At 64.2% G+C, this 17,556-nt stretch carries 19 protein-coding genes and 1 pseudogene; 17 read left to right on the top strand and 3 right to left on the bottom strand.

The genetic code is table 11. The features are described 5' to 3' along the window. Nucleotides 1-70: 70 nt before the first annotated feature. The 8 genes from ACSMXN_RS05370 (at nt 71) to ACSMXN_RS05335 (ending at nt 6,277) form a co-directional block, all read left to right on the top strand. Entirely contained in the window at nt 71-853 is a 783-nt protein-coding gene (locus ACSMXN_RS05370) for an SDR family oxidoreductase (protein WP_027140051.1), read from the top strand. Further along, the gene (locus ACSMXN_RS05365) at nt 843-1,982 is read left to right on the top strand and encodes a hypothetical protein (protein WP_022915814.1); all 1,140 of its coding nucleotides are present in this window, start codon (nt 843-845) and stop codon (nt 1,980-1,982) included. The genes ACSMXN_RS05370 and ACSMXN_RS05365 overlap by 11 nt, the downstream gene beginning before the upstream one ends. A gap of 103 nt (nt 1,983-2,085) precedes the next feature. Further along, nucleotides 2,086-2,463 carry a cupin domain-containing protein gene (locus ACSMXN_RS05360; RefSeq protein ID WP_022915815.1) on the top strand — a complete coding sequence of 126 codons (378 nt, stop codon included), beginning with the start codon at nt 2,086-2,088 and terminating at the stop codon, nt 2,461-2,463. Next, nucleotides 2,460-3,071: an SRPBCC family protein gene (locus ACSMXN_RS05355; RefSeq protein WP_022915816.1), complete on the top strand. Its 612-nt coding sequence runs from the start codon at nt 2,460-2,462 to the stop codon at nt 3,069-3,071. Before ACSMXN_RS05360 ends, ACSMXN_RS05355 begins: the two co-directional genes overlap by 4 nt. A 1-nt stretch (nt 3,072) precedes the next feature. Further along, nucleotides 3,073-3,819 (top strand): aldolase/citrate lyase family protein, encoded by a 747-nt coding sequence (locus tag ACSMXN_RS05350; protein ID WP_022915817.1) that lies wholly within the window; start codon nt 3,073-3,075, stop codon nt 3,817-3,819. Further along, nucleotides 3,816-4,643 (top strand): alpha/beta hydrolase, encoded by an 828-nt coding sequence (locus ACSMXN_RS05345; RefSeq protein ID WP_022915818.1) that lies wholly within the window; start codon nt 3,816-3,818, stop codon nt 4,641-4,643. The genes ACSMXN_RS05350 and ACSMXN_RS05345 overlap by 4 nt, the downstream gene beginning before the upstream one ends. Further along, a complete protein-coding gene (locus ACSMXN_RS05340) occupies nt 4,640-5,470 on the top strand; it encodes a hypothetical protein (protein WP_022915819.1) in 831 nt (276 codons plus the stop codon). The genes ACSMXN_RS05345 and ACSMXN_RS05340 overlap by 4 nt, the downstream gene beginning before the upstream one ends. A 78-nt stretch (nt 5,471-5,548) precedes the next feature. Continuing rightward, complete coding sequence (locus ACSMXN_RS05335) at nt 5,549-6,277, top strand: YoaK family protein (protein ID WP_022915820.1); 729 nt, start codon at nt 5,549-5,551, stop codon at nt 6,275-6,277. Between the two features lie 3 nt (nt 6,278-6,280). Here ACSMXN_RS05335 and ACSMXN_RS05330 read toward each other — a convergent pair. After that, nucleotides 6,281-6,541 (bottom strand): annotated as a pseudogene (locus tag ACSMXN_RS05330) (transposase); the annotation flags it as partial. Nucleotides 6,542-6,937: 396 nt separating this feature from the next. Then, complete coding sequence (locus tag ACSMXN_RS05325) at nt 6,938-9,229, bottom strand: tripartite tricarboxylate transporter permease (RefSeq protein WP_155958588.1); 2,292 nt, start codon at nt 9,227-9,229, stop codon at nt 6,938-6,940. 273 nt (nt 9,230-9,502) lie between these two features. On the opposite strand from ACSMXN_RS05325, the gene ACSMXN_RS05320 reads away from it, so the two are divergent. The 5 genes from ACSMXN_RS05320 to ACSMXN_RS05300 all read left to right on the top strand — a co-directional run bounded on the left by ACSMXN_RS05320 (nt 9,503) and on the right by ACSMXN_RS05300 (nt 13,120). Further along, entirely contained in the window at nt 9,503-10,108 is a 606-nt protein-coding gene (locus ACSMXN_RS05320) for an RraA family protein (protein WP_196811469.1), read from the top strand. Continuing rightward, the gene (locus ACSMXN_RS05315; RefSeq protein ID WP_022915826.1) at nt 10,105-11,694 is read left to right on the top strand and encodes a thiamine pyrophosphate-dependent enzyme; all 1,590 of its coding nucleotides are present in this window, start codon (nt 10,105-10,107) and stop codon (nt 11,692-11,694) included. Before ACSMXN_RS05320 ends, ACSMXN_RS05315 begins: the two co-directional genes overlap by 4 nt. A gap of 5 nt (nt 11,695-11,699) precedes the next feature. Further along, complete coding sequence (locus ACSMXN_RS05310) at nt 11,700-12,620, top strand: HpcH/HpaI aldolase/citrate lyase family protein (protein WP_022915827.1); 921 nt, start codon at nt 11,700-11,702, stop codon at nt 12,618-12,620. Next, the gene (locus ACSMXN_RS05305; protein ID WP_022915828.1) at nt 12,621-12,746 is read left to right on the top strand and encodes a hypothetical protein; all 126 of its coding nucleotides are present in this window, start codon (nt 12,621-12,623) and stop codon (nt 12,744-12,746) included. It abuts the gene before it with no gap. 83 nt (nt 12,747-12,829) lie between these two features. Continuing rightward, nucleotides 12,830-13,120, top strand: a complete 291-nt coding sequence (locus tag ACSMXN_RS05300) for a hypothetical protein (protein ID WP_155958589.1) — start codon at nt 12,830-12,832, stop codon at nt 13,118-13,120. 37 nt (nt 13,121-13,157) lie between these two features. On the opposite strand, the gene ACSMXN_RS05295 is transcribed toward ACSMXN_RS05300, so the two are convergent. Continuing rightward, the gene (locus ACSMXN_RS05295) at nt 13,158-13,700 is read right to left on the bottom strand and encodes a hypothetical protein (RefSeq protein ID WP_022915830.1); all 543 of its coding nucleotides are present in this window, start codon (nt 13,698-13,700) and stop codon (nt 13,158-13,160) included. Between the two features lie 540 nt (nt 13,701-14,240). Between ACSMXN_RS05295 and ACSMXN_RS05290 the strand changes: the two genes are divergently transcribed. The 4 genes from ACSMXN_RS05290 (at nt 14,241) to ACSMXN_RS05275 (ending at nt 16,446) form a co-directional block, all read left to right on the top strand. After that, nucleotides 14,241-14,363, top strand: a complete 123-nt coding sequence (locus tag ACSMXN_RS05290) for a hypothetical protein (RefSeq protein WP_022916094.1) — start codon at nt 14,241-14,243, stop codon at nt 14,361-14,363. Between the two features lie 463 nt (nt 14,364-14,826). Further along, nucleotides 14,827-15,723, top strand: a complete 897-nt coding sequence (locus ACSMXN_RS05285; RefSeq protein WP_022916096.1) for a hypothetical protein — start codon at nt 14,827-14,829, stop codon at nt 15,721-15,723. A 115-nt stretch (nt 15,724-15,838) separates the two neighbouring features. Beyond that, nucleotides 15,839-16,093 carry a hypothetical protein gene (locus tag ACSMXN_RS05280; RefSeq protein WP_022916097.1) on the top strand — a complete coding sequence of 85 codons (255 nt, stop codon included), beginning with the start codon at nt 15,839-15,841 and terminating at the stop codon, nt 16,091-16,093. After that, nucleotides 16,090-16,446 (top strand): hypothetical protein, encoded by a 357-nt coding sequence (locus ACSMXN_RS05275; RefSeq protein ID WP_022916098.1) that lies wholly within the window; start codon nt 16,090-16,092, stop codon nt 16,444-16,446. The genes ACSMXN_RS05280 and ACSMXN_RS05275 overlap by 4 nt, the downstream gene beginning before the upstream one ends. The last annotated feature ends 1,110 nt before the right edge of the window (nt 16,447-17,556 follow it).

Below are 17,556 nucleotides of genomic sequence, written 5' to 3'. Positions count from 1 at the left end.
CATTTCGAACGATGTCCCACTACAACGACTCTCGCCCGCAATCGAGCCGGCGCCCGCAATCGAGCCGCCGATGACCTCGCAGCCAACCGGACTAAGCGGGCGGGTCGCGCTGGTTGCAGGCGGGACACAAGGCCTGGGCTTAGCAGCAGGGCGGGCTCTAGCGGCGGCGGGCGCCTCCGTCGTGCTAGGCGGCCGACGCGCCGATGTCGCCGCCCAAGAGGCACAGACGCTGGGCGGGGCGATCGGTGTGCGCCTCGACATCACCGACCAGACCAGCATCCGCGCCGCCGCGGAGCTGGCCCGCAGCCAGTTCGGAAAGATCGACATAGTCATCCTCAACGGCGGCGGTCCCCCGCGGGCCAACGCGGCAACAGTCAAGCTGGACGACGCACGGTCGGCCGCCGAGCTGCTTCTCTACGGGCCAATCGCTCTCGCACAGCTGGCACTCGGGGAGATGGGCGAGCGTGGCTGGGGCCGAATCGTCGCGGTCGGCTCGAGTTCGGTACAGCAGCCAGTTGCCGGGCTGGTTAGCTCCGGCATGTTCCGTGCAGCGCTCGCCAATTACCTCAAGACGCTGGCTGGCGAAGTCGCGCGCGGCGGAATCACTGTGAACATGGTCGTCCCGGGACGGATCGCGACCGACCGGGTCGCGTATCTCGACGCGGCGATGGCGCAGAGCCTCGGCCGCGAGGCTGGGGAAGTGGAACGAGAGTCGCAAGCTGCAATACCGGCCGGCCGCTATGGCCGTCCGGAGGAATTCGCTGATGTCGTGGCGTTTCTCTGCTCCGACGCAGCCCAATATGTCAATGGCTCACAGATCCGAGTCGATGGAGGAATGATCCGTGGTATCTAACGAAAGCCCGGCCACGCCCACGGGGGGCGGAAAGCGCTCGTACTGCAATCGGCGTATCGCCACTGTCGCTGCGCTCGGTTCGCTCGTGTTGGCGGTAGCGGCCTGCTCGAGCACGACCGGAGCCAAGAGCACGAAGGATCAGGGCGGCGACAGCGGGAGCTCCGGCTCAAGCAGTAGTTCATTCTACAAGGGAAAGACGATTACCTGGGTGCTACCGGTCGCCGCCAACAGCAGCTTCTATCAGCAGGCCACGATTCTCGTTCCCGAGATGCAGAAGATCCTCGGCGCCACGATCAACCTGACGTCGAACGCGAGCGGCGCTGGCATCCCGGGACAGGACATCGTCGCCTCAGCGCCTTCGAACGGCCTGATGATGGGCACGCTCTCGCTCAACAACGACGTGCTGGAGAAGATCGCCGGGCAGCCGAGCGTAAACTTCGACGTAGCTAAGATGCAGATGCTCGGATGTGTCCCCCTCGGGCCGAACATTATGCTGGCCTCGCCGGGTTCGTCATATAGGACGTTCGACGACCTACGCTCAGCCACCTCGCAGGTCAAGGTGATCACTCACTCCGGCACGTCGGACGTCAACGTTCGGGTGATCCTGGGCGCCTACGGGGTCAACGCCAAGTTCATCACTGGCTACAACACCGGTGCTGACGCCTCAGCTGGGTTCCTTCGGGGCGACGCACCGATCTATCAGGACGCCATTGGCTCCTCGGGCCCCGTAGTCGTCGCCGGCAAGGGAACTCCGCTGCTCGTGTCTCGGGTCCCACCGGCCGGGGCACAGGGCTACGAGCAGCTGAAGAACACGCCGACGTTCAACGAATACGCCGCATCGAACCAGCCGCCCACCGCGGCCGGCCAGGCAGCGATGAAGACGCTGGATCTGCTCAACGGTTCCTCGGCTCCGAACGGCTGCCCGTTCCTGCCTGCAAACGCACCAGCTGAGGCGGTCAGTGAGCTGACCAACGCCTTCAAGACAGCGCTGAACGACCCTGCAAACACCCAGGCGCAGCTGAAGCAGGCACTCATTCCCGGCTACTACTCCCCGGACCAGGTCCGGCAGGTGCTCGCCAGCGTCACAACGAATGCAGACACGATCAAGCCCTACCTGGCGAAGAGCTAAATCGCTCGACCCGAAATGATCCTTCGGCGGTGGTCTCCCGTAACGATTTCGGGGGCCCCACCGCCGAACGGCCGGCTCTTTGCCCACGACAAAACAGGGATTCATGAGTACAACGAAATCTGGATTTATCCGCACCATCGACGCGGCGGCATTCGACGCGGCCGCGTGTGACAGCCGACGCATTTCCGAAAAGCTCACCGATCCTGGCCGGGACCAGTGTGTAATTGGATTGGTTCAGGTGCCGGCACTGGGAATCCCGAACAAGCCCGCGCACACGCATGATTTCGAGCAAGCCTACTTCGTCGTTGAAGGGTCCATGACAGTCGAGATCGACGGGGTCGTCAGTCAGATCGGACCCAATTACCTTGTCGTCTTCCCGCCGAATGTGCCGCATCGGAATTGGAATGATGGTCCCGAACCCGTCACCTACCTCTCCGTGAATTCACCGTCGACCACAACCAAGGACAGCGCTGTTTCATGATCGAGATCGTTGAGCAATTCACCGTCCCGGCTTCGGCCAAACGCACTTGGGATGTCATGTCCGACCCGCGCGCTGTCGTCGAGTGCATCCCTGGTGCCTCGCTCGATGAGGATCTTGGCGACGGATCATACAAAGGCTCGGTCGCCGTTCGGTTCGGCCCACTGCGGGTCTCGTTCGCCGGTACCGCCGCTCTCGAAGTCGACGAGACCGAGCTGACCGGCCAGCTGACCGGGCAAGGTCGCGATGGGCAAGGCAGTACCAAGTTCCGCGCCAAGGCTGAATACCACATCACGCCGATCGAAGAGGACGCCTCGCTTGTCGTTATGACCGGCACCGTGACGATCTCCGGCAAGCTCGCCTCAGCGATCGAGGGCGGCGCCAATGTGGTCGTCTCGCAGATGGTCGCCGACTTCGCCGTCCAGCTCGCCGCTCTGTGCCGACCGCCAACGTCCGACGCCGTCGTTGCTCCTAAGCCTCAGAACGCCGTGCCGATGCGGGTCTGGATCAAGGGAGTCGCAGCCGCAGTGTGGAGCCTGATTCGCGGCGTCGGCCGTCGCAAGCCGCGCTCGAGCGTCAGCGAAAGCGAAAGCGAAAGCGAGGCTAACTGATATGCCTGCCGCAGAGCTCAAGCGTCGCTGGCAAGCCGGTGAAACCACCTATGGTGCGGTCGTCCGCCTCGGGCTGAGTTGGACGGCCGAGGTATTCGCGCACGCCGGACTCGATTTCGTCTGGCTCGATCTGCAGCACAGCCTCACGTCCGATACCACGCTCATCCCGATGCTCCAGGCAACGAACGGCTCGGGCGCAACAACCCTCGCGCGGGTTCCGGCTGGTGATCCGTGGATCATCGGTCGCACACTGGACGCAGGCGCAGAGGGCGTGATCGTGCCGATGATCGAGACGCGCGAAGCTGCCGAACAGGCCGTTGCTGCCTGCCGGTTCAGCCCCGAGGGGATCCGCAGCTTCAGCTCGTTCCGCACCAAGCTGCTACCGGGCGGTCCGATGCGCAAGGCCCTGTGCCTAGTGATGATCGAGACCCAAGAGGGTGTCGACAACGTCGAGGAGATAGCCCGGGTCGATGGCGTCGACGGCGTGTTCATAGGCCCGTCCGACCTTGCGTTGAGCCTTGGCTTGGAGCCGAGCGCGACGATCCAGCCCGGCCCGCACAGTGACGCTGTCGACCGCATCAGGCTCGCGTGCGACCGGGCCGGCATCGTCACGATGATCACCGGCGCCCCCACCGAGATGCGCGAGCGCGGCTTCCGCGCTATCTCCCTCGGCTCAGACGATGGCTTCTTCTTGAGCGGCTTCAGAGCGGTGCTCGAGGCGCGAAATCTGGACGGATCGGCGTCGTGAGGGCGCCCGGCGTCGAGGACATCACCCTCCGCGACGACGACAGCGAGCAACTGATAGGTCGGATCTACCGACCGAACAGCCGTGGGCCGTTCCCCGCGGTCGTCGACGTCCACGGAGGCGCATGGGTCAACGGCGACTATCGCAACGACGAGGCCCTGTGCACCGATCTGGCCGCCGGCGGGGTGCTCTGCCTCTCGGTGGGCTTCAGGCGGCCGCCCGTCGCCCGCTATCCCGAACCGGTCGCGGATATCCACTTCGCCATTCGCTGGCTGAAGGCGCACGCCACCGAACTCAACATCGACGGTGATCGCCTGGGCGGGATAGGGCTGTCCAGCGGTGGTCACCAATTGATGCTTGCGGCTATGCGACCCTGGGACCCTCGCTACAGCCGCCTGACCGCGGCGGGCGTGGGCTCGAACGCCCGGCTTGCGTTCGCAGTGCTTGTCTACCCCATCCTCGATCCGCTCGCGCGCTACGCCTTCGCCGCGCAAACCGGCCGCGATGGCCTGGTCGCCGGCCATGACGCCTACTTCGGCGATACCCGAGTGATGGAAGAGGCCAACCCGCAGCTGGCACTCGACCGTCGCGAGCAGCTGGAAACGCCCCCTGTGCTGCTGATCCAGGGCGACGGTGACACTAACGTCACCATGTCGATGGCGGAACGCTTCGTGACTGCCTACCGCGAGGCGGGCGGCACGATCGAACTGGCGCGCTACCCACGCGCGCCGCATGGATTCATCCGCGACCCAGCGCCGGACGCGGAGGCGCTTGAGGCAAGAGCCCGCGCACTCAGCTTCATCTTCGAGTACAGCAGGCCCGCATGAGTGCCTCGTCCAACGAACGTAGTGAGTTCATCGACGCGACACCGGCCAGGGCTTTGGCCGCCCTCCTCGACGCAAGGGTGCCGGACCTCGACGCGCCCCTGCCGCCGCTATGGCACTGGCTTTATCTGCTCGAACGGCCGGCTACGGCTGAGCTAGGCGTCGACGGCCACCCGGCGATGGGCATTCCCACCCCGCCGGCACCGGGCATGCGTCGCATGATCGCCGGCGGCCGGATTACCCAACATGCCGGCCTACGCGTCGGCTCCGTCGCTTCCCGAACTTCGCGGGTCGTCGCCGAGCGCTCGACCGTGGGACGATCCGGGCCGCTCAGCTTCGTGACGGTGCGCCATGACATCGAGCAGTCGGGGCGGCTGGCGCTGAGCGAGGAACTCGACATCGTCTATCGCGCCGCAGGCAGAGCCGACGCCACGGCGGCGGCCAACCGTTCGGTCGTGGTCCCGGATCCTGTCGCCGAGCCGCGCACAGAGCGTTTCTACGACATCGGTCCGGCCATGTTGTTTCGCTTCTCCGCGTTGACCTATAACGCACACCGCATTCACTACGACCTCCAATACGTGACGGAGATCGAGCGCTATCCCGGTCTGGTGGTGCACGGACCTTTGCAGGCGTTGTTGATGAGCGAGCTCCTACGGCTGCAGGGTAATCCCGCCGGCGTCCTGCACTACCAGCTTCGATCACCGCTGTTCGCGGGGCCCGGCATTCGCGTCCTGGCCGGCACGAGCCCGGACGGCGACGCCGCGGTCGTGTACGACCGCGACGGTTCGGTTACTGCCACCGCGCATCGGATGCCCGCAGCCACACCGTAGCGATCAAATCCCAATTGGACGGTCGGCAACGCGCGGTTCTACCGCCCGGCCTAACAACCACCCAAGAAAGGCACCGGCGTGAGTACCCCATCTCCCATCGCAGAGCCGCATCGTCCCGATGCCAGCGCTCGCGAGATCGAGGCCGACACCAGGCGACGGCAATCACTACTCGTCCTGCTAGCAATCAACAGCGGTGCCACCGACGCGATCGGCTTCGTCAGCCTCGGCGGTGCATTCACCAGCGTCATGACCGGCAACATGATCCTGCTCGGGATTGCGGCCACCGACTCGGACGGGAGCGTCGCGCTCCGCTCCGGACTGGCGATCGTGCTTTTCATGGTCGGCTGCTTCCTCGGAGCGCGGATCGCGCAGACTCCGGATCCGGGGGATTCGATCTGGCCGAAGCAGGTCACCGTCGCGCTCTGGGCAGAGCTTTTAGCTCTCGCGGTCTATGCCGTCGGGTGGTCGGCCAGTGGCGGCCATCCGTCCGCTAGCCTTCAGCCGGTGCTTCTCGGAGCGAACGCAGTCGCGCTTGGCATTCAGAGCAGCGCCATCATGCGATTCGGCGTCTCTGGCCTGTCCACCACGTACATGACGGGCACTCTGACGACCGTCGTCGCAGCGCTTGCACGCGGCCAGCACCCTCGCAATGTGCTCCCAAGCGCGAAAATCCTCGTCGGCCTGATCGCCGGGGCTGCTGCCGCGGCGCTACTAGCCGAGCACGCAGCGCTTGCCGTCCCATTGGTGCAGCTCGTGCCGGTGGTCATCGCGATCATAGGATCACGCACGATGCACCGGCACGACTGACCCAACAGCGCCGACGTGCTGTGGGGAGATGCTCAGGTCGCTTCCATCGGAAAGTAGTCCAGCAACAGCGCGTTGGCGTTCTCGTTTGAGCCGCGCTGCTGCCAGGGTAGGCGGGAATCGCAGAAGTTGACCGGCATGCCGAGAGATCGGGCGATCGTGAGGCTACGGGCCATTTCGGTGCCCTGGTCACAGGTGATCGACCGCAGCAGACTCCGGCAGGTCGCGCGTCCGGGCTGTCAACGCGTCGTGCCGAGTGTCGCAGTCGCAGTCGCAGTCGCAGTCGCAGTCGCAGTGAGGAAGGCGAACACCGCTGGGTCAGCAGCGCGCCTACCGCCCTGCCGAATCTCGAGGTTCATCTCGATACGGCGCCGATGAGTGTGGGCACGACGGACGGTCGCGGCGGTACGCCTCGAACAGACGGCCACCCCGACTGGTGGCCGCGTTGCCGGGCAACTCAAGCGAGATCGTCGAGGTGCCCACACCAGCCACTTCGCGATCTGTCGCAGGCTCAGCCCGGCATAGTGCAGATCGACGAACTCGATCCGCTCGCCCTACGACAGAAACCTCAGGCACTGATCTCGCGGACCGCCGACCTCCCCGCCGCGGCCACGGTGCTCCACCATCTAGGAGGTGTTGCGATCGCCGGTATAAACCACCCGATCAGATATTGAGCAGCGGGTAGAACACGAGATACAGCGCGTGGAACATCCCGTAGGTGGCACCCCAGAGAACTGCCGCAGAGATCGCGCAGTAGGCAAGCCACGAGAACCGGGTCTTGAAGTAGTGCCTGGTACACGTCAGCCCGTAGACCATCACGAAGATCGGCGTGGCCCACACAAAACCCACGAGATAGCACGCGAAGATGAAGCCGATCAACCAGGCGAACGCACCGATCTCACGTAGGTACTGACCGTTCCAACCCCACGACTTATCCTTGACACGGCTGAGGATCTGGGGCTCGATCACGGCTGCAGGCGGTTCCATCACGGTGAGCAGCAGTCCGCCGCCTGAGCCCGCGGCCGCGCTCAGCGTTGCGGCGGCGGCACGGCGATCTTCGCCGGGCAGCGATACCGGCAGGTCATCCGGCGGTAGACCACCGAGGCCCCCGCTGTCTGTATCTGTCTGGAGGTCCGCGAGCGTGGGGCGTAACTTGCGCACCCGAAGATACCTACGGATATCACCAGGCAGCTGCAGCATCGCCGGCACAGCGATGAAGATGCCGCTGATCACGGGCATGATCGCCGTGGCGAAGTTGTATCGGGTCGCGCCGTAGATGACGAACCAGGTCGATATCGCAAACAAGCAAACGGTGGTGACGATCGACAGGACAGGAAATGGCACCCGGCGCAACTGCTGCAGTCGCTCGATGGAGGCCCGTGCCGCTGGCGTCGGAGCGGCCTCGGCCTCGTTCAGGTCGATCAAGCGTGCGGCCGCACGCTCCCGCCGGATCTGTAGGTACTTCAGTACAACGATGCCAATTGCAATCAGGAAAAGCAGGTCGGCCAGCGGGCGCTCCCTCAGGAAGGTGATTCCCGGGTAGAGATTGCGGGTCAGGGCAACGTTCGTCTCCAGCGTCGGGCCAAGCACCAGCCCGACGGCGAACGAAGAGAGGGAGTAACGCAGCCGCCGCAGGATCAGACCGATCAGCGCGAACACCACGAGCTCGATGACCGAGAAGAACGAGACGGTCGAGACGAACTGGCCGGTGACCGCAAGGCCCATGATGATCGGCAGTAGCAGCGGTCCGGGCACCTTGGTCATCCGCGCCAACGAAGGTGCGATCAGCGCACCGGCCACCGTGCCAATGAGCCCTGAAAGGGCGAGGATCCAAACAATCTCGTACGGCACCGTGGGGTAGGACGTGGAGAATCCATAACCAGCGGCCACACCCTTCAAGCTGAGCGCTGCGATGAACAGAGCGCCGCCGACGCCACCAGGGATTCCAAGACCAAGAATTGGGATCATCGACCCCGCCTCCTTGGCCAGCGACGAACCCTCCGGGGCGATGATTCCCTCGGCTATGCCGGTTCCGAACAGTTTCCGCCGCCGATGCGTCTGTTGCGCGATCCCATAGGACAGGAAGTTGGCAGCGAAGCCACCAATGCCGGGGATGATGCCCGCGAGCGCGCCGACGATGCCGGACTGGATGTTCAGCGCCCAGTGACGAAATGTCTCGAGCACCCCGCCGAGCACCTGACGAGCGCGGCCGTCGCCAAGTTCGATGGGCGCCGCGTCGCCGACTTCGCGGCCGGTCATATCCTGTTTCGCCGTTGACGTGCCGGTGCCGAACACCATGACCAACTGGGGTATCGCGAACGACCCGAGCGCCACGGCTACGAGCGAAACGCCGGCGTAGAGGTCGACTGAGCCGAACGTGTAGCGGAATGTACCCGTCACCGAAGAGGGACCGATCGTTGCCAAGCCCAGCCCGATTCCCGCGGAGATCAGCGCCTTCGAAACAGACTCAGCACCGAGCGTTCCTACCAGCAGCATCGCGATGACGACCAGCGCGATGTATTCGGGCGGATGGAACAGGTTCGGAAGCTTGTCCATCACCGGAATGAACGCCAGCAGCACAGCGCAGCCTACGAATCCTCCCAAGCAAGTCGCCGCCGCCGAGATCCCCAGGGCCCGACCCGCCTCTCCCCTCCGCGCCATGGGGAAGCCGTCAAACGTGACGGCAAATGCTTCGGGGTGGGCGGGCGTGTTCAACAGAATCGACGTGACCGACGCGGCGAAGTACGAGCCCGCGTGGACACCGAGGAACAAGCACAGCGTGGCGGTGAGGTTGAAGTGGTGGACGAACGGCAGGATGAGGCTGAGAACAACCGCGCCACCGAGCCCCGGGATCGCCCCGACAACCATGCCGATAAGCGCCCCGATCACCAAATACAGGATCGCCTGCGGACTACCGAGCGCGGTGAGCCCGTGGACCATATTCTGAACTACCAAGGTGCTGCCAACCTTCCATGAAAACGTCCCACGCTCGTCGACGGACAGCGAGGCGTCGCGACCGGACTGCAGCCAATGGAATGTCCGGCCAAATTAGCAGGTGGTTCCCGTCACAGCAAGGTTTTAGCGAAAGCTCTTCACTGCTCGCTCCCGTCCGAAGCACCTGCTGATCCAACTTCAATCGTTGGATTCTCTGAGGATTCTGGCCAGGCACGGTATCGCGCCCACGTCGCTTGACCCCCACTTCCCTCATACTCTATGTTGGCCGTACTTATGTGCACACCATCCAATGAAGCCGAGTTCAACACGTCGGCTGTTTCAGACGCGCTCGACGAGACCGGTCGACCCGGCGCGGTGCTCGACGGACTCGTTCGGGTAGTCCCCACCGCAGCCATCGTGGTCGGTCGTGCACGCACCGCGACGGTCGTGCCGGGCACCGGTCCCGGGATAGTCGGGCTGGCGGACTTCGTCGCGGACACGCAGGTCGGTGACGTCATGGTGCTCGGTTGGGCGGCGTCTGGACCCATCTCGACGTGGGGAGGAATCGCGGCGCAGCGGGCGCGCGCGAACGGCGTGCTCGGCCTCGTCACCGACGGCTGGGTGCGCGATGTCGAAGAAATCGATAGGCACGACTTCGTCGTCTATGCCGCAGGCACTACCCCGCGAAGCGGTAAGGGGCGTATCGCTATCACCCGTATCGGCGAGCCCACCACCGTCGGTGGCGTACTGGTGGAGCAGGGTGACACGGTCGTCGCCGACGCGAGCGGCGTCTGCGTACTCGCTGCCTCGGCGAGCGACGCAGTGCTGGCCCGAGCACGCGAATTGCACACCATCAATGACGTTCTCCCGTCGTCACATCCTCCGGAGGAGCAGCAGTGAGCCAGGCCCTTGACGACATCGCCAGCGCTATAGCCGAAACCGGAATCACCCGGGTCTACGGACTTCCTGGAGGTGGAACGTCGCGTCTGCTTGGGGCGCTGCGCCGTGCCGGCATCGAGTTCGTGCTTTCCCACAGTGAGACGGGCGCGGTATTCATGGCAGCCACGGAGGCAGAACAGCTACACAGACCGGCTGTCGCCCTCACCTCGCTGGGCCCGGGGACGTCCGCGGCGGTCAACGGCTTGGCGCACTGCCTGCTCGATCGAGTGCCCGTCATCCTGATCAGCGACCGCCTGGGCGACAGCGGCAACCGCCCCGACTTTCATCAATACCTCGACCACTCCAAGCTGCTCGGCGGTGTCGTCAAGACGTCGATCACTGCAACCGTCGACCTGACCGGTGCTGCCTTCCGGCAGGCGGTCGCCGCAGCCACAGACGGTGTGCCTGGTCCGGTACACCTCGACCTGCCAGGCAATGCAGCCTCGTGGCCCTCGGTCGTGGCAAGTGCGGAGGTCGCCAGCGGCAGCGCCGGAATGTCGGTGACGCCCGAGGTGTACGGCTTCGTAGCCGCGGCGACGCGCCCGGTCATCCTCGCCGGACTCGGTGCCACGGCACTGCCGGCCGGCGCGCTCGATGCGGTGGCCGTCGCCCTCCGGGCGCCCGTACTCACCACGTACAAAGGCAAAGGCGCGATTTCGGAATTCGACGACTGGTCGGCCGGCATCGTCACCGGCGGGGTCGCCGAGGCCCCACTTCTGGAGCAGGCGGACCTATTGATCACCATCGGCCTGGATGCCATCGAACTCCTGCCCGCCGCCAACGCCCTGAGCGCCCCGCGCGTGGACATTTCCACCTACCCGCTGCGCAACGGAGCGATGTCCGCAGCCAAGCACGTGGTCGTCGACGATCTCGCGGCCGCGCTCGCGGCGCTCCCGCGCCATGGTGCCTCGACGTGGGAGAGCAAGCACGCCCGCGAGCAGCGCGCCTCGGTCAACGAACGCTTCGCGGCTACTGCCGGATCCGGCGAGGGCCTGCATCCATGGGAGATCGTTTCGGTCGCCCATGAAGTGTTAGGGGACGAGGCACGGCTGACCGTCGACGCTGGGGCGCACATGTTGCCGGTCTGCCAGGGCTGGCTAGCTCGCTCGCCAGGCAGCGTGTCGATCTCCAACGGGCTGGCAACCATGGCCTATGCGCTGCCCGCCGCGGTAGCGCGTTCGATCATCGACCCGGCCCACCCGGTCGTCTGCTTCACAGGCGACGGCGGTCTGCTGATGGCCGCAGCCGAACTCGCAACCGCCGCCCGGCTCGGGGGACGCATCGTGATTGTGGTATTCGACGACGGTGCGCTGAGCCTCATCGAAATCAAGCAGACGCGGGACGACGCAGGACTCGGCGTACGGTTCGCGCGACCACGTTGGACGGGGCTGACCCAGTTCCTAGGCTTGCGGACTGTCGAGGTGGACAGTGTCGATGACCTCCGTGCCGCTCTTGAGTCAACTCGCGACGAGACTCGGCCCGTCGTCATCGCGGTCCGAACCGATCCGGCTCCATACAAGGAGATGCTCGAAATCCTGCGTGGCTGAGTGTGATGGTGCAAATTGGTCCGACGAATCCGGCGCAGCTCAGGTCACTGCTTTCGGCCCCAGCCTCGAATGCGCGCATGCTCGAACGCGCGCTGGAGTCAGCCGCCGATAGCGTGATCCTCGACCTCGAGGACGCCGTAGCAGTCGAAGCGAAGGCTGCGGCGCGGGCCGCGATCATCGGACGGACCTGGTACCGGACGCCAGACAGCCCTGCCGTGACGGTCCGGGTAAACGCGCCGCGGACGCCGTGGTGTCACCTTGACCTGCTCGCCCTATGTCCGCCAGAGCTGCCGATCGCCTCAATACTGGTCCCGAAGGTCGAGTCGGCCGGCGATCTCGCGTTCGTCGAGCGGTTGCTCGACGGCGCTGAACTCGCGGCGGGCAGGACGACACCGATCCGTATCGACGCGCTGATCGAGAGCGCCGCGGGGCTAGCCAACGTTGAACGCATCGCTCGCAGCTCAACTCGGCTCCGGGCGCTGATTATTGGCTACGCAGACCTGAGCGCGTCGCTGGGGCGCGACCCTGCCGGTGATCCGAGCCTCTGGCTCGGGCCGCAGGACGCGGTGCTGACTGCGGCCCGCGCCAATGGACTATTCGCCGTCGACGGGCCGTACCTTGGCACACACGTCGACCAAACGTTCCGTGCGGCCGTCGACCGAGCTGCTGCGTTGGGATTCGACGGCAAATGGGTAATCCACCCCCGCCAGCTCGAGGTGGTGCTCGAGCGATTCACACCGTCGCCCGAACAGTGCGCTCAAGCGCAGAGGGTCATCGACGCACTCGACGAAGGGTTGCGAACCGGGCGGGGCGCGGTAGCACTCGACGGCAGGATGATCGACGAAGCCGTCGCGATCGCTGCACACCGCACGCTTGAGTATGTCGCCGCAAGGTCACTCCCGCCGGCGCCCGGCACCGGTTCTTGAGTGCGAGTCTTCAGCCTCCGGCTGCTCCCTGGCGCTGTCGTGCTCAAGGGGCGCCCTGCCGTCGTTGCCACGAAGTACGGCGTCTCGAAGTCCAGCCTCGATGCCAGGGCCGCCACCATCGCCTAGACCTAAAGCATAACCACCAGTAAGAGCATCCATCGCAACCGTCGCCCCGACCCTGACCGGCAGTGCTGATCACCTCAGCCCCGATGAAACGCGCCAGGGTCTCCTACAACCGCTTCCAAGCCGGCCTGCCCAATGAGACCTCGCATCAGACTTTCACCCGCTACCGCATCGCCGACCGCACCGAGGCCGAGATCATCACCTGGCTCGACGACCAGTCCCGCTACATCCTGCGCTGCTCAGCCCGCCGACCCGTCACCGACAAGGTAGCGCAGGCCACCTTCCGCGCAACCGTTGCCACATATGCAATCCCGCCCTCGACTCCGGCAGCTCAACGGCATGCTCTATACCGTCCGCTTCCCACCGGCCGGGGTTAACGCACTGGCCTGGAAGCCGAACTCCAGCGTCTGCACGTCACGCAGAAGAACTCCGGGCTGAATCACCCCACCACCCTGCGGCAAGGTGCAGCGGCCTACTCCTCTGAGCCGGGTTCTGAGCTGTGATCCACAGGGCCGGATCGTAGTCCTGACCATCGCGCGGACTCGGCATGACCGCGCACGGACGGCGGCAGTTCCAGTCGAGCTCGCGCAGTGCGAGCCCTGGCATGCAAATACCGGACGTCGGGCGCCCGACCGGATGGCCCCGCGCTGCGCTACGGGCGATCGGTTGATCATGAGGAGGTTGGGGTGTGTCGCGGATGGTGCGTCGTACCGCGTACGCGATCGCGGCTGCCACCTGTGCTTGCCTAGCCGCGTGTTCCTCTGGTGGTTTTGGTGCCTCTGCCTCGGCCTCTCCACCAGCGCCGCCGCGTCTGGCAGCAGCCGCACCGGTACCTGCCGCGGTCCCGCCGTCAGCGCCGCCTGGGCCCGTGCCGGCACCACCAGCGCCGCCTCGCACGTCGATCACTTCGATCGTCGCGGATCGTTTGTGCGGGTCCATCCCGATGATCACGCCCATCGGTGTCCTCCTCATTCATCGCAGTGATGGTGAGCAAGGAGGGCACCGCTACTTCGAGCAGGACAAACCCCTTTCCAGCCTCTCCTCGCGCGGTGCCCGACGAGACCGCATGCCATGAGAGAGCCACACCAAAGACCCGATGGGCAGCCGCAGAAGTGAGCGTCTCGCCGAGCACCTAGACCGAGTCTGGCCAGACCCTGGTCCTGAGCCAAGTCGCTAAGTAGCCGCGAACAGCCTGCGTTGGCCAGTGCGATACCCGTCGATATCGAGCACACGCCACTCGCAGGGTGGGTGCGCATATCGATCGCTAGGTACCGACCGCACACTCTCGTGGCCGAATAGCGAATGCTCTTCGCCCTCATATGCGAGACTATCGAGCCATGACCGCGAGTGGCCGGAGCCGTCGGCGACACGGACCGCACTGTGCGGGGTTGGCAGGGCGACCCGAAGTTCCGGCGCGGCTTCGGCGGCGGGACCGGTGAGTGCTGCGGCTAAACCCCGACGCGATCGTTGGTATCAGCGGTTGCGGCTAGGAGGAACGTGGCGTTCGTTGAACTTGATCGGGCGGTCGAAATGGCCGCCGCGGTGTTCCCGGCGCGCTTGACGAGGTTGCAACAGTTGAGCTACGCGCACGGCGGCAACTTCAACGAAGCGGTACCGTAACCCGGCTGCGCTGAACTTTGACAACTACAAAGAGTTGCCAAAGCCGAAGTCCCTCCTGCCTGACCATGTGGGTCGGGACGACACACAGATAGTGAGAGCCGGCCCGCGTCTGTCGAACCCTCACCAACGGCAATTCGAACGGAATGATTATGGGGATTCGGGGACGGTACGCAAACACAAGGGACAAGGCGAAAGCGCATAAAGCAACGATTCAGCGGAATCGGTCGCAAGCCTTGGCGTCCTTCGACATCGACCCAAGTCAGGAGTGGGGTCGATGGAGGAAGGCGTGGCTCGATCAACAATTTCGACCGTTGCTTACGTTCCGCGATTACGGGCGTCGCATCGTCAGGTCGATCGTGCTCGTGACCGTGGCCGCCGTGTTGATCGGCGTATATGCGTCGACTGGTGGTAAAGCGATCGATCAAATGCCACATCACAGACGCTCAACGCAGGACTCCTTTTCGTGATTTTAATCTTCCTCGCGGCAATTGTGGTGGTCCTGTTTTTCGGCATCCTGTCCTTGCCCGTAGAGGCATTAATTTTCTTCGCGCTCTTGGCCAGCCAGCATGACTCCGCAGGAACTGCCTTACTTGTCACCATCGCGGCGTCGATTCCGCTCGCGTGGGCGGCTGCACGCTGCGAGCGAGAAGCTATAGCGAACTGGGCGTCGAACGTCTGGCATCGAGTCCGAGACGTGCGGTCACTCTGGCGAGCGGTAAAACAGGCGGCCCTCGACAACTTCAACGCCGATCCCAACCTCCGTCCTACGCCCGGGTTCCGGGACACCAAGGAACCGACGCTCCGGCAAACACTTCGGTTCCCTCCAATAAAATTCTTCGGGCTGTTTTTCGTTTCCATTTGGGTACCTCTCGCGGCAGCAGCAGTCCTCGGCAGCATCGGGGCGGGCATCGCCAGCGGGCTCAGCCATATTCATAAGGCCGATCCGGAGTACGTCGAAGTGGTTGTCATCTGCGCAATGTTCGTCGGAGCGATCGGAGCGGCAGATCACTGGCTCGCACGTCCAATCGTCGAGCACGCGTCGGTGGCGGGTTCCTACGAGCAGGAGTATTGGAAAGACTTCAGGGATCGCCGGGAACTTATGGTCGAAGGAGGCTGGGCGCTGCTCGTCGCTGCGATTGCGTTCGTCCCGGCCGCTCTGGGATCAAGCTGGCTCCCTTTCGTAGCCTTCACAGCGATCTCCTGCGCGCTCATCGTGCCGCGCTATCGCCTCTGGAAGAAGCGCCGAGAACCAGAAACGACCGGAATGTCCGAAGTCGTAGTGATTTCGGAGAACATCGATGTAACAGTGACAGTTGAGAGGCCAGCACCGGCCGATCACTCCCCTCCCAACTTGCGGTGATGTTCGGGCAAAAGTCACTGTTCATCCGATTTCTGGCGGCGCCGAGGAAAGGCTAGCGGCAACACTTCAATCTCAGGCACACTCTCAACGTCTAGAAAAGATTTAGGGAGCGCCGATGACCAACCCGCCGCAGCAAGTTTCCAGTTTCACGGTGCCCTCATCCGGCCCGCCGCAGGCCACGGTGTCCATCGTGGGCGACGCGTACGACAATCTGCAAACTCTCAAGGCCCAGCTCATCAACGCGAGCTCGGACGCAGAAGTCGTGATGTTGGCGCTAGGCCTTTTACAGCTGGCACAAGGCAAGCAAATCAACATCATCGATGGCAACGGTCGGACACAGGTGGTCGAGCTCTGGAAGAACCGATCATGACCACTATCCCAGCGCACAGTGAAATCAGCCAGTTCAGGCAACCGGTTCCAAAGAACTTCGATGAAGCACAGCTTCTTGCGCACGCCGACGCCCGACACTCCATCGCAAAGTGGCTCGTTCTGGCCTACCTCGCGGTGCTTGCCGTCAACATCGGCGGCCCGTTCATTCTCTACGTGACGACGAGCCACCACGCGCCGATGACCGTGGATGACTTCAAGAACTTAGTGCTCACGCTTGGCACTGTAACGACTGGTCTGACCGGCATTCTCGGCTTTGTGATGGGCTACTACTTCAAATCAGAAGCGGATAACAAAACAACACAGAAGAAACGAGGCAAGACGAACGACGGCTAGGAACGCGGGTGACGCTCGGTATGGCCGCTGCCCGGTCAACATGCGCCTACTCCATACGACGCCATCGGGCTGCACGCCGAGATTGAGACCCGGGCCGTACGTGCCTTTCCCCGCCTATGAGGAAGTATCCCAGGCCTCGTGACAGTCAGCCCGACGACCGGTGAACGCCGCCTCCGTCACCGGCGAGTCCGGGCAACGTACGGGCGTGTCGCCGCCCGCCCCGGCCCGCTCCCGGAACGCAGTCACCTGCGCGCGCTCCACCTAAGGACGACTGGTTTGCGGGCGAGCTGCCGAGGGTGCCATTGGCTGCCGATTGGACTTCGCGCGTCGTAGGAAGACAAACCTCAACCACACGCGAACAGAGCTTTCCGCGTGTCTGGAACCTGGCGTAGGCATCTCAGCGGTTGCCGCAGTCCTGCAGCAGCAGACGATCGCTGTCCGAGTCGGTGCTACGCCACGTGGGTCAGGGGCGGGATTTGGCTCGCAACTGCGGAGTCCACAGTTCAGCGCATATCGACGACGCAAGACGCCGAGGGCTACCGATGAGCCCACTCCGGATCGGCGATAGGTGCGCGCCCAAGCGACACGCACGACATCTGTTTCGCGACGGTTAGTGTCGCGGCGCTATGGGGTCATTGCGCCGGCTGCATTGTCGTTCGCCGTCGTTCGCGTGCGTTCGCTGGCGTCCACACTGCCAGCACCGCAAAGCCCAGTTCGCGACGAGTCACTCCAGTTCGAAAATCCCGTAAAACCTGGGTCTCAGGCACCTGAGTGAACCTACGGAATCCGCATTGAACGAACCCGAACGCCGTCGTTGGCAACCAGCCTGGCAACCAGAATGTTGATCTTGAGCCGTGGCGGGGATGCTGCTTCAGCGAATCGTTCCGGTTGGATAGTTCAGACTTTCCGCTTCGGAATAAGGGGAAACCCGGCTAGGGCCCAGATGGACGTGCGTCCACGCGGAGAGCGAACGCGGCACCACGACAGCTGCACACCTGACCATAGTGTTGCCGTCGAGGACCGCGCCCGAGCAATTCCTCTATGTAGCAGGGCTTTCCCCACTTGGAAGAGACCCAAAAATGTAAGAGGTCGTTCCGCTGACGACTCCGC

Source organism: Parajatrophihabitans canadensis (assembly GCF_053764775.1).
Note: the sequence above shows the minus strand (reverse complement) of the source record. Positions and strands in the feature narration are given on the sequence as shown.